At 43.7% G+C, this 12316-nt stretch carries 13 protein-coding genes; 1 reads left to right on the top strand and 12 read right to left on the bottom strand.

The genetic code is table 11. From position 1 onward, the window contains the following. Nucleotides 1-13: 13 nt before the first annotated feature. The 3 genes from NOM72_RS05235 to NOM72_RS16170 are packed head-to-tail and all read right to left on the bottom strand — an operon-like array spanning nucleotide 14 to nucleotide 2569. Entirely contained in the window at nucleotides 14-415 is a 402-nt protein-coding gene (locus NOM72_RS05235; RefSeq protein ID WP_023468589.1) for a reverse transcriptase-like protein, read from the bottom strand. Continuing rightward, entirely contained in the window at nucleotides 408-1367 is a 960-nt protein-coding gene (locus tag NOM72_RS05230; protein ID WP_255998014.1) for a CobW family GTP-binding protein, read from the bottom strand. The genes NOM72_RS05235 and NOM72_RS05230 overlap by 8 nt, the downstream gene beginning before the upstream one ends. A gap of 11 nt (nucleotides 1368-1378) precedes the next feature. After that, a complete protein-coding gene (locus tag NOM72_RS16170) occupies nucleotides 1379-2569 on the bottom strand; it encodes an HD domain-containing protein (RefSeq protein WP_255998012.1) in 1191 nt (396 codons plus the stop codon). Nucleotides 2570-2708: 139 nt separating this feature from the next. Between NOM72_RS16170 and NOM72_RS05220 the strand changes: the two genes are divergently transcribed. Further along, nucleotides 2709-3194 carry a hypothetical protein gene (locus NOM72_RS05220; RefSeq protein ID WP_023468592.1) on the top strand — a complete coding sequence of 162 codons (486 nt, stop codon included), beginning with the start codon at nucleotides 2709-2711 and terminating at the stop codon, nucleotides 3192-3194. Between the two features lie 270 nt (nucleotides 3195-3464). On the opposite strand, the gene NOM72_RS05215 is transcribed toward NOM72_RS05220, so the two are convergent. The 9 genes from NOM72_RS05215 to NOM72_RS05175 all read right to left on the bottom strand — a co-directional run bounded on the left by NOM72_RS05215 (nucleotide 3465) and on the right by NOM72_RS05175 (nucleotide 12279). Beyond that, a complete protein-coding gene (locus tag NOM72_RS05215; RefSeq protein WP_023468593.1) occupies nucleotides 3465-4031 on the bottom strand; it encodes a deoxycytidylate deaminase in 567 nt (188 codons plus the stop codon). Between the two features lie 47 nt (nucleotides 4032-4078). Then, a complete protein-coding gene (locus NOM72_RS05210; RefSeq protein ID WP_023468594.1) occupies nucleotides 4079-5287 on the bottom strand; it encodes a toxic anion resistance protein in 1209 nt (402 codons plus the stop codon). Next, nucleotides 5274-6017 carry a 5-bromo-4-chloroindolyl phosphate hydrolysis family protein gene (locus tag NOM72_RS05205; protein ID WP_023468595.1) on the bottom strand — a complete coding sequence of 248 codons (744 nt, stop codon included), beginning with the start codon at nucleotides 6015-6017 and terminating at the stop codon, nucleotides 5274-5276. The genes NOM72_RS05210 and NOM72_RS05205 overlap by 14 nt, the downstream gene beginning before the upstream one ends. 256 nt (nucleotides 6018-6273) lie before the next feature. After that, nucleotides 6274-7617 (bottom strand): sodium-dependent transporter, encoded by a 1344-nt coding sequence (locus tag NOM72_RS05200; RefSeq protein ID WP_133207474.1) that lies wholly within the window; start codon nucleotides 7615-7617, stop codon nucleotides 6274-6276. Between the two features lie 170 nt (nucleotides 7618-7787). Next, nucleotides 7788-8660, bottom strand: coding sequence for a diacylglycerol/lipid kinase family protein (locus tag NOM72_RS05195; protein WP_035396868.1), 873 nt, complete (start codon nucleotides 8658-8660; stop codon nucleotides 7788-7790). Beyond that, nucleotides 8657-10174 (bottom strand): ABC transporter permease/substrate-binding protein, encoded by a 1518-nt coding sequence (locus NOM72_RS05190; RefSeq protein WP_255998008.1) that lies wholly within the window; start codon nucleotides 10172-10174, stop codon nucleotides 8657-8659. The genes NOM72_RS05195 and NOM72_RS05190 overlap by 4 nt, the downstream gene beginning before the upstream one ends. After that, on the bottom strand, nucleotides 10171-10902 hold the full coding sequence (locus NOM72_RS05185) for an ABC transporter ATP-binding protein (RefSeq protein WP_035396921.1): 732 nt from the start codon (nucleotides 10900-10902) through the stop codon (nucleotides 10171-10173). The genes NOM72_RS05190 and NOM72_RS05185 overlap by 4 nt, the downstream gene beginning before the upstream one ends. A 184-nt stretch (nucleotides 10903-11086) precedes the next feature. Beyond that, nucleotides 11087-11722: a 3D domain-containing protein gene (locus NOM72_RS05180; RefSeq protein WP_023468600.1), complete on the bottom strand. Its 636-nt coding sequence runs from the start codon at nucleotides 11720-11722 to the stop codon at nucleotides 11087-11089. A gap of 347 nt (nucleotides 11723-12069) precedes the next feature. Next, the gene (locus NOM72_RS05175; RefSeq protein ID WP_023468601.1) at nucleotides 12070-12279 is read right to left on the bottom strand and encodes a hypothetical protein; all 210 of its coding nucleotides are present in this window, start codon (nucleotides 12277-12279) and stop codon (nucleotides 12070-12072) included. Between the last annotated feature and the right edge of the window lie 37 nt (nucleotides 12280-12316).

Raw genomic sequence — 12316 nt, 5'->3', positions numbered from 1 at the left:
TGTTTGTCGTCAATCATGCTTCGTATAATCGTAACGCTTCTCGTGCGACACGATCTGCTTTGTTCTCCGACCGTGGAATCCACTTCACGAAAGCGAGTGGTAAGAGTTGATAACGCGCAAAGGCAGGATCAAAGATCGTCTGTGTTCGTTTGTTCTTGACGAATTCGCGTTCGACTGCGAGTGCAACCGCTTCTGAATCCGTCCGAAACGAAATGACGCTCTCGCCTTGTGCAATCAGTTCGTGCGCCCAATCGACGGCTTTCGCAAAAGCAATAAATTCTGCTTCATGATTATTGATCGCTTGAATTTGATACATTTTTTCCGTGACTTCTCCCTCGGAATTTTTACTGAAAAGCCCAACCGCCGCTTCATCATTTGAAGGACGGACCGTACCGTCAAAATAAAGTTCAACCATGTTCAATTGCCGCCTCGATTCCTTTTCGTATCGCTTGTTCATCTAGCCCTTTCCCAATGAAGACGAGCGTCGTCTTTGGTTGTTCGCTAAATGGTTCTCTGATTGCTGTGCCGTAAATCATGCCAGTACCTTGTAAAATGACCTTTCGATCCGTATCTGCAAAATGAATGATTCCTTTATAGCGATAGAGATCTTCCGCATACGCTTCTAACACCTCACGTAGGACCATTCCGAATCGATTTCGGTTCAAGGGTCGTTCCTCGACAATCGTCAATGCCGTGAAATCCTCAACCGACTGATGAATCTGATCCGTTTGTTGACTGAGTCGTACTTGCTCTTCTTTTGGAAAATGGAACGTTTCAAACAGTCGGTCCGATTCAAGTTGAGCCTGTTCCGTTTCAATGATAGCTGCAGAAGGATTTCGTTCGCGCAGTAAAGCGGACAACGTTTCGCGCTTTGATACGTCAATCAAATCCATTTTATTCAAGATCAGGACGTCAGCAAAGCCGATTTGTTTCACATTTTCTTGGAACGTCAGTTGACGTTCCAAGTGGTACGCATCGATGACTGTGACAACACTTGAAATCTGATAGGACTGTTCAACAGCCGGCTCAAAGTAGAATGTCTGTAGAATCGGTCCTGGATCCGCAACGCCTGTCGTCTCAATCAATAATCGATCAAACGATAACTCCCCATCTCGACGGCGTTTTGCGATCCGTAGCAACGCATCCCGTAAATCGCCGCGAATCGAACAACAAATGCAGCCATTCGTCAATTCGATCATCTCTTCGTCACTTCGTTCAATCAATACTTCATCAATATGAACAGAACCTACTTCATTGACGAGCAAGGCAAATTTTTCTGTCGGTTGAGAAACGAGATGATTGAGTAGCGTAGTTTTACCGGCACCTAAAAAACCAGTGATGACAGTCGTACGTATTTTGTCTTGCATGATTTCACTCCTTAGCGTCCTTGTTGCTGACGCCATTTTTCTTTTCGTGCATCGAGTAGATCAATCGCATGAAGATACCAAGCATCTGTCGTTTGCGGCGTAACACTTGATCCCCACTCGCGTTTACCATGGTGTGATAATACCATATGCATGAGACGGTGATAAACAGCACGCGGTAATCGGATATCTTCTTCTCGAAGTGTTTGTTCAAGAACAAAACAACCATATGGCATATGACCCATCAATACACCGTCCGGATCAAGCGCAATACCTGCCAGTTCTTCCTCTTCCTCTGTTACGTGCAACAGTCTTGAAAAACGATCTGTCGATGCACCCGCATGCGTATACTCCCATAGCTTTCCGATGTCGTGCAATAAAATACCGAGCAACAACTCATTCGGATTCGGTCGTTGATCTAACAGAGCAATCCCTTTTGCCGCTTGATAGAGGGCATCAAAACTGTCATCCCAAGAAAATTGACGTATCTCTCGTTCAGCTGCTTGGAAGAGTTCATTTTTATGATCGGCTTCTGCTTCTTGAATACATTTGAGTAGCGTCAAGTATGGTTGTTCACTATCACAGATTCCTCGACCAATCGTCATCATACAAGCAGTATGTTTCAGCAACCCACCGATATAGGCATGGTGATGAAACAGAGCAGCCGGTCGTGTTGAAAAATCCGCCCAGTACTGTCGCAGAATCGATAGTGCGATTTCTTGGTAAGGAGAATCAAGTTGATCGATTAGTCCAAACAACTGATCACGATACGTTTCAAGGGATTCATCTGCCGGTAATTGCGGCAAGAACTGCGTCGGTGAGGCATCATGAATCGGAGTGACGCGCTGAACGGTCAATGACTTGTTTCCGGATTGCGGCGGATATTCCTCTACCTTCGCCTCGACCCGAACGATTCGTGTTTCGAGATATGGACGAAGTGCTTCTTCTGCCGTTCCTTGATTGATCCACTGTTTTCCCTTACAAGATCCAGCGGGCGAATTGAACGTGAACTGTAACCATTCTCTCCCGGTTTGACCAGTACGGATTTCACCAGAGGCAACGAGTAACACTTCTTCGATTCGCTCACCCGGAACAAGCGTCTCTATCGAAAGTCCAATCGGTTGATTCGATTGATGGATGGAAAAAGCATCATTTCCATAAGAAGGCATTGTCACTTCCGGAAGTGCTTTGAATAATTGAATCACGTCATCTCACTCCTTTTTCTTCACTCATATCATAGCAGACACGATTTCATCACGACTACTAATAAACAGATATTGTAAGCGTTTTCTAAATGAATTATGATGAAACTGGAAGTCCATTTATGCTTAAGGAGGAGAAACGATGATTCGACCACTTACTCAACTATACAGTGAAGCTGTTGGCACACTCGATCAATGGACGGTATCCGAAATTGTGACACGCGATCAAATTCGGCAAGCTGTCCAGGTGTACGATCCATATCAAATGCATACGTCGTATGCTTTGGAACATTTGTTGATTCATGAATTGCGTGAGGCTTGTCATCATGTCCAAGAACAAGGGCTAACGTTGGCTGATGCGCAAACAGAGCTTCTCATCCTCTCTGCTTTCCAAAGTGATGCTGGCTACCAAGCAGAGGAAATTCAAGATATGTCTCCCACTGCAATCAAACGGCACTTGTCTTCGCTAGACGCCGCCTTCAACCGACTATTACATCAACTGTTTTTACATCAATCGCAACCAGACATCCTCTGTCAGCGATTCATGACGATCCTCTCAGGTGCGGTCGCCACAAAATGCGCAATCCGTGCTAAACGCCTCAAGGAAGCGACACTTGTTCATCCATAAAAAAATCCTGACTCATGTGAGTCAGGATTTTTCATTCAACGACCTGGCATTCCAGCTCCTTGATTGGTTTTGTATGAAAATGCGGCGTTCCGCTTCGTCATATTCTATAGTCATCATGCCAAACTATTCAAGTCCTGTCAATTCTTTTCTAAAAAAAAAAGTGGACCGATTTTCGATTGAAAATCAGTCCGAATGGAAGAGTGAATAATTACCATGGCAATGCTTGATTTCATCATACAATGCTATGGAAGCGTTTACAACCCTTTTTCGTTAAATTTTTTCAAGAAAATATTCGTTTGCGAGTGGCAAGTGGATGACTTCGATTCCACTTTGTCGCATCAGGTTCAGTCCGTCCCCATACTCATACCCTGTCGAATAAACGACACGATCGATTTTAGAAGCGATGAGCGCTAAACTACACGCATGACACGGACTATGTGTGACATAAGCTGTTGCATGACGCGCGCTCGTCGAATCAGCTGCTAGCTTACCGAGCGCGTTGATTTCAGCATGAATCTCATGTTGCTTCGACCATTCATGGTGTTCTTCCTGATTTTCGCACCGATAAAAGAGAGTTCCGTTTCGTTCAACCGATTCTTCAACAATCGGGTGGTCAGGACGTGATGTATAGAGAATACCATCTTGCTTTAAGTAAATTTCGTTGCAATTCACATGCTGACTAGGTGTTCCGTTTATTCCGATCGAAATTGGCTTTTCATCTTTAACGATGACACAGGCAACGGATTTTGAGGCACATTTTGAATGACGGTCTGCCATCATCCGTGCGAATAATAACCATGTCGTATCCCATTTCAACTGCTTCTCTTCATTATTCATTCAAACTCTCCTTTCATGAAGGAAAGGAACACGAAATGTCGTGTTCCTTAGTATGGTCGATTCGGTAATTCTCTACTTTTTGAGGCGACTTCGATGACTTTTTGTTTCAATTCATTCTCCATTCGCTCTAGTTCATGCTCTGCGTCGCGTCGCTTTTGTTTTCCTTCTTGTTGGATACGTAATGTCTCATCCAGTGTCTCGATCAAGTTTTGGTGCGCCACTTTTAACGATTCGACGGATACGATGCCTTTTTCGTTTTCTTCCGCAATTTCAATCGACGATTCCTTCAGCAACTTCGAATTTTGCTCAAGTAACTGGTTCGTCGTATTGGTGACATCCTTCTGCATTTCAAGTGCTGCTTTTTGACGCGACAGACTCAAAGATAGGACAACTTGGTTCTTCCAAAGTGGAATCGTATTGACGACTGCTGATTCAATTTTTTCCGCTAGAATTTGGTTATTTTGTTGAATGACACGAATTTGCGGTGCCATCTGCAAGCTAATTGTTCGGGATAATTTTAAATCATGGATTTTCTTTTCAAAACGATCCGTCAATTGAATCAAGTCATTCAATTCCTGTAACTTCGTTTGATCCCGCGATACCTCGACTTCCGTTCGTAACGGTTCGATTTCATGTTGACGAACGTGAGCGATTTTCGTCTCGCCAGCTGCAATATAGACGTTTAATTCCTCAAAATAACGCTTGTTCTTTTGATACATTTGATCGAGTAACGTGATGTCTTTCATCAATCCAAATTTTGATCGATCAAGATTGTGTACGACTTCTTCGAGATAAGCGCTCATTTTCTCGTATTGCAAGAAATACGTTTCCGCTTTTTTCTTCGCCCGACCGATGACCGGCACGTTCGACCAGAAGCTCTTTTTTTCTTGAAGCGTATCTGGATCCATTTGGCGGACACGCTGCATTAAGTCACTCAGTAATTTCCCTGCTTCCCCGCCGTCCTTCATCTTCACTTCACTTAAGACTTGATCAGAGAATTGGGATAGTTCACGCTGAACGGGCGCCCCGAATTGCATGACGGCATCCGTTTTTTGTAGATCGATCACCTGCAGTAAACGTTCAATCTTTTGTCGTTGTTCTGCCGGAACATCCGAAGGAATCATTTCTTCGACAGGGCGAGCCGGCATTTTGGGCGGTGTCTCCGCTACGTTTAAGTCGACCGACGGATCAGAAATCGTCGGTTGATCTTGCTCATCAGGCCATTGTTGCCATGTATCTTTATCAGAATGGGTCATGTCGGTAACTCTCCTCCTGTTTTCGTTGTTCAGTCTCTTGCGTCAATACCTTTTCAATCGTTAAGAGTTCCCGTTCTAAATCAACGGTATCCCCTTCAAGCAACAAGGTTTGTTGTTGCTTTAATTTTTGTCCGATCATTTTCAAGTTCGAAATCAATTGATTTTTCGTATCCAATTGAACTTGAGCGCCACGGCGTTCCAAATCGGCATATTTTTCTGAAATCGACAGTAAGGAATCCAGATAGAACGTAAAGAAGTCCCGAACTTTTTTGACGTCGCGTGGACTTTCATATAACTCCTCGAACAAGACATGTGCTTCCCGTGAGACGATGCGCATCTCACTTCTGATTTCACTATCTCGAATAGAGGGAACGATTTGATCGTACGTCTGGATTTTTGTGAATCCTTCTTCGATCGTCCGTTGCAATACTTGAAGTTCTAAATCATCCGTCTCTTCAAATCGGCGTGTCGCCCGTTCCGGTTTTAAAATGACACTTCCGACGAACTCGTCTTCGTCATCAAGTAGTAATTTCTTTTTCACATTTTTTCGCTTAATTTCGGTCGATTTCCGTTCTGTCCGATATCGTCGACCTGGTTTTGTTCGATAACCGCTCCAAATGAACCACAAACCAAGAGCGATGAAGATTCCCGAGAAGTTGAACGTATCGGCCAATTGTAGAAATACGAACATCATACCGATGGAACCAAATATCCACCATGAAGACTTCATGTCATCCCCTCTTCCTTCTTGCTGATTCTTCTATCAGGTTTACGTATCTTTATTTTAACATTACGTACGGTCTAACAAAAAGTTTCCCGTTTTTGCGAAATGTTATGCCTCATGTATTTATATTTCACCATACTTTTTAACGAATGACATCCGACCGAAGAATGAACTATTCTTACTTTCCTTCATAGTATCACCTCACAACAAATAAGGTAGTCGACCGTATTGATCGACTACCTTATGGAGAATACTTGATTTGTTATCCGAACAATGGCCAGACAAGAATAATGAGAATCGCGATTGGACTCAAGTAACAGACACTAACTCGCCAGATCGGAACCATTTTCTTCATCATTGGACTAGTCACCAATTCTTGCTCGACAAGTGCACGGTCTAACTTATAACCGGCAAAAATTGAAATCAATAATGCACCGATTGGCATCAAAATATTCGAGACAAGGAAATCGACGCTATCAAAGAACGTTTTTCCCATGAATTGAGCATCACCTAAGATTCCGAATGAAAGTGCAGACGGAATGCCGACGATAGCGATTGCGAGTGTCGCAAGCCATGTCGTCCGCTTTTTATCACGCGATGTCGCATTTTCCTTACGATCCGTTAATGAAGCAACAACGACCTCGAGCATAGCAATCGATGAAGTGATCGATGCGAAAGCAAATAGAAGGAAGAACAGTGTCAAGAACACCGATCCAAACTGGATCTGACTGAAAACGGTCGGCAATACGATAAAGAGTAACGCCGGTCCTTCTGCAGGATCAAGACCCGAAGCAAAAACAGCTGGGAAAATCGCGAATCCAGCTAATAATGAGACGGCGACATTCATCGCAACGATCCATGCGGCGGAACGATTAATCTCGCCACGTTCCTTCATGTAGGAAGCATACGTCAACATCGCTGATACACCGAGCGATAAGGAGAAGAACGCTTGACCAAGCGCACTCAGGACAGAAGTTCGGTTGAGGACCGAAAAATCAGGCTGTATGAAGAATTTAACACCTTCCATTGCACCATCAAGAGTCAACGATCGAACGACAAGGATGATGAAACACACGAATAATAATGGCATCATGATTTTACTCATTTTTTCAATACCGGATTGAACACCACGTAAGACGATCCAACATGTCAAAGCAAGGAAAATCAATTGCCCTGAAATGACATATAATGGTGAGGCGGAAATCGTTCCGAACAGTTCACCAAGTGAACCACTATCCATCGTCGTTAAACGACCAGTAAACCCAAGAATGGTATAAATTAAGACCCATCCGCCAATGACGCTGTAGAAAGACAGCAACAAGAAGCAGGCGATGACACCAAGTACACCAATGAATGTGAACTTCTTATGACCAAGTGCCGAGAACGCTTGAAGTGCCGTTTTTCCACTCGTACGACCGATTAAAAATTCGGCAATCAAAACAGGTAGTCCAAGTAGCAAAGTAAACACGAGGAACAAGAGTAAAAAGGCGCCTCCTCCGTTCGTTCCAGTCGTGTACGGGAATTTCCAGATGGCCCCCAGACCAATCGCAGATCCCGCTGCTGCTAAAATAAATCCAACTTTTGAAGCCCATGCGTTTCCTTTCATGGTGCTTCACCTCCTTTTCAAAATACTTTTTCATTGTACAGAAAGAATCTGTGAAAGTCATCCTTTATCAAATATTTTCTTTAAAGCGTCAAAGCATAACCGCATATATGTACTGAAATATAAAAAAGAAGGTCGTTTTTTATGACGACCTTCTCTTCATTCGTAATTTATTATTGTGTGCCTCCATACATGCGCAGGTACTCCGGCAACACTTTAACTGTAACCGGCGTATGGATGGCTTTCTCACCATCTGTATCAATGACTTTTGCATCTTTTGTTTTCAGCTGAAAACCACTCGTCAAGATATGTGTAAAGGAAGGATCATTAGCAAGACCAATTTTTTGAAGGATCACATCTCGAATGGTTGTCAAGTTTACTTCATCGACGATCACTAAATCAAGTTTCCCGTCATTATAGGCTCCATCTGATAAGTTCGTCTCGATTCCACCGAGTGATTCTCCGTTTGCCGCCAGAATGAGAACCGCTTCGCCGGTCATGTGACGACCTTCATCTAAAATCAGTTCATATTCGAAGGGTTGTGCTTCTAGACTTGAGCGAATCGTCGATAGATAATATCCCATCTTCCCGAGGCGTGCTTTTTCTTCTGTATCGATGCCAATCGATGCCTCTGCGACAAGACCGACACCAAGGAAATTCAAGAAATAGCTATTTTCGACTTGTCCGAGATCGACCTGAACAACGTGTTGCATCGCGATTGCTTCCGCAGCAAGCCGAGGAGCCATCGGTAAACCAAGCGTTCGAGCGAAGTCGTTACAGGTCCCTCCAGGAATGATACCGAGTATCGGGCGATCATCCAGTTTTGCGACCCCGTTGATTGTCTCAAACACCGTTCCATCTCCACCGATGACGACGACCGCATCAAATGCGGATGAATCTTCCGCAAATTGCATCGCATCTCCAGCTTGCTTCGTATTCTTGATGACGATTTCATCGAATAATGTACTTAATGGTTCGATGACTTCTCCAAGTAATCCGGTGCCGTTCGTCCCAGCTGTCGGGTTACTGATCAGTAAAAGTTTCATTGAATGACGCCTTCCTTCTTCAGGTAATCATGAGCGACCTCATTCGCCGTCTTTCCGCCGTATGCGACAGCTTCATTCATTTTTGACATCTCTTCATCTGAAATTTTACCTGATAATTGCTCAAGTGCTTGTTTTACTTCTGGATACTCCTCGATCGTCTCTTGTCGCAGAAGAGGAGCTCCTTCATATGGAGGAAATAGTTGCTGATCGTCTTTTAAGACGACCATGTCGTATTTCGCAATCTCCGGATCTGTCGAGTAAGCATCAATGACATCGATTTCACCTGACTCGATTGCTTTATAGCGCAATTTTGGTTCCATCGTGACGACTTTCTGGAAATTGACATCATATTTATCTTGAATCCCTTTATACCCATCCTGTCGATCCTTAAATTCTAACGTGAATCCAGCCGTCAACTGATTCGCGACCTGTTTTAAATCAGAGATCGTCTTCAAATCGTAACGGTCTGCTAATTTCTTTGGAACAGCTACAGCATAGGTATTGTTATAGTTCATCGGTGGTAGCAAGGCTAAATCTTGTTTTTCAAGACCGGCTTTTGCCTGTTCATACACTTCTTTTGCATCATTCGACTTCGGTTTTTCATTCGTCAAACTAGCGAGCACCGTTCCTGTAAACTCTGGATAAGCATCGATATCACCTGATTCGAGCGCCTTATAGACGAAGGTCGTCTTCCCGAAGTTCGGTTTGACTTGTACCGTCAAATCCGTTTCATCTTCAATGACAATCTTATACATGTTCATTAAAATTTCCGGTTCTACACCTAGTTTTCCAGCGACGACGAGATCTGGTCGTTCACTGCGACCGACAGCAAAAGGTGCGACGACGATCGCAACCATCAAGACGACTGCCGTTACGAGACGTGCTGTTTGTCGTTTACGAGTCGCTACTTCCGTTTGACGTAATAAGCCGTCAAATAAAAGCGCGAGCAGTGCTGCTGGAATCGCACCGAGCAATAATAGATAGTTATCATTACGGTCAATCCCGAGAAGAATGATCGAGCCTAATCCTCCAGCACCGATCAGGGCGGCAATCGTCGCCGTACCAATGATCAGTACCATCGCGGTCCGAATCCCGGCCATCATAACAGGTAAAGCTAGTGGGAGCTCGACTTTCCAAAGGCTCTGCATCGGAGTCATCCCACATGCGCGTGCCGCTTCCTTAATCGAAGGATCAACTTCGGCAAGCCCTGTATAAGTGTTTCGAACGATCGGTAATAAAGAATACAAGACAAGTGCAATGATCGACGGTACTGTACCGATCCCGACAAGCGGTATCATCAAACCAAGTAATGCGAGTGATGGAATCGTTTGGATGACTGAGGTCACACCAATCGACCACTCGCTCAGACGCTTGTTACGTGATAAGTAAATCCCAAGTGGAATAGCGATCACACAGGCAATGAGCAAGGAGATGACAGATAATTGGATATGTTCGATCAACGCTTGAAGCAATTCAGTCTTCCGGTCTTGATACGTTTCGATCAATCCATTCATTCGACACTCCCCCTGACTTGACGCATGAATTCTTGAACGAACGGATCGTTACTTGCTAGTACCTCGTCCTTCGTACCGATGAAAGCAATCTCTCCAGCGTTCATCAGACAGATGCGACTCCCTAGTTTCAACGCTTCATTCATGTCATGCGTGACGAACAAGATTGTTTTACCAAGCTCTTCGTTTAGATGCAACAAATCATTTTGTAATTGTTCCCGTGAAATGGGATCAAGCGCAGAAAATGGTTCGTCCATCAAGATGACGTCTTGTTCTGCTGCGAGTGCCCGCATAACCCCAACACGTTGTTGCTGTCCACCAGAGAGTTCACTTGGATATTTTTTCTTAAGTGAGGTGTTTAACCCAGTCAACCGAAATAATTCATCGACCCGTTGTACTACTTTCTCCTTATTCCACTTCAATAACTCAGGTACGACGCTGACGTTCTCCTCAATCGTCATATGTGGAAAGAGGGCAATCTGTTGTAAGACATAGCCAATTCGCCGACGGAGTTCATGTTCATTGATCGACATGATCGGTTCACCATCGATCCAAATTTGTCCTTCAGTATGATCAATCAATCGATTAACCATTTTCATCGTCGTTGTTTTACCGCATCCTGAAGGACCGATCAAACAAAAAATCTCGCCTTGTTCAACCGTAAAATTCACGTGTTGCACTGCCTTTGTTCCGTCTGCATACGTTTTGCCGACATCCTTGAATTCAATCACGAACCATCCCTCGTTTCCCGGTTTATTATCTTTGTAAAATTCCCCTTTCTTGGACATTCTAAAACCTATTCCGTCCACTCTTTCCCCTGTTTTCTAAATCCAACATCGAACAGATCGTTCTTTTATCCTTCCTCAAAACAAAAAAGACGATGGAAACTATCCATCGCCTAACCGTATACTGCTCTTATTCGAACGTCACCGTGACTTGACGGCGACCCCATTCTAAAGCTTCTTGTTTTGAACCGACAAGAAGATCCATGATTTTCCCGCGAATCGCACCACCTGTATCGAGCGCAATTGCGTCGCCGAAACCTTCTACATGTACCTTAGTTCCAAGCGGTACGACCGATGGATCGACAGCAACGATGCGACGTCCTTCGTATGTAATCGTATTCGTGACGTCATAACCCGATGCTGTTAAGGCACGACCATTATACAAACGGCTTCCATTGTTTTCTGGATTCGTCGTATATGCTGTCGTCTCAAACGTTTCCGTACGCTTTGTGGAACGGTTAGCGTTTGCTTGTGTTCGACTTTGTTTCTTTACCTGTCGTGTTTCCTTTTTGGCTTCTTGTGCTGCTTTTGCTTTTTGCTCTGCGTCTGCTTTTTGCTTAGCCAAGGCTTTTAGACGCGCTTGTTTTTTCGCCTCTGCTTGTTCACGCTTCTCTTGAGCAGCTTGACGCTTCATCTCTAATGGATTTTGTACAATCGTTTTCTCCGTACCGATCCCGATTTGTGCTGCCGACGCTTCATGATGCGGCAAAAGAATAAATATGAATCCCGCTAAACAAAGGGATAAAAGGAATGATGTTCGTTTCATGTTGATGCCAACCTTTCTCGCCGTTTTACGACCCGCACAACGTATCACGGTGACAAATAGTTTGAAAAGCGAACACCATGAATTGAAATATATCTGTTAAAAAGTAACGAAATGGTTACACGCTTACAAAAAACGCTCTCAATCGTTGTATATCAACGTTTTTATATTTTGTAACCGTTCTGTTACGAATTAATCTTTGTTACTCTTTTGTAATAAATGTATCTTTTCGATGTTTTCAGTCATTTTGTCCAATTCTTCAAAAATCAAAAGAATGTAGGATTTCATTATTATTCAGTTCGCTGGATGAACATAAAAAAACACACCAACATGTGGTGTGCTTTCATGTGTTACTTTGTTTTACGTTCTAACAATTCAATCTCTGACTTTAATAAGACTTGTTTTTCAAACTCTAATCCAAGTGCCTCAAAGTTTTTCGTGTGGGATACATCACCAACGACCGTATTTGTCAATACTGCCGTTACTTCCGCTACCCAGCCTTCTTTCGTTTTTACCATATCGCCAACGATATAATCGAATAACTCTTCTGTTTCTTCCATTTGACTCATCTCCTGACACGTTCAATTACAGTTAATC

It is taken from the genome of Exiguobacterium sp. LL15, from assembly GCF_024436095.1.
Taxonomy (GTDB): Bacteria; Bacillota; Bacilli; order Exiguobacteriales; family Exiguobacteriaceae; genus Exiguobacterium_A; species Exiguobacterium_A indicum.
This window is presented reverse-complemented; position numbering and strand designations above follow the sequence as displayed.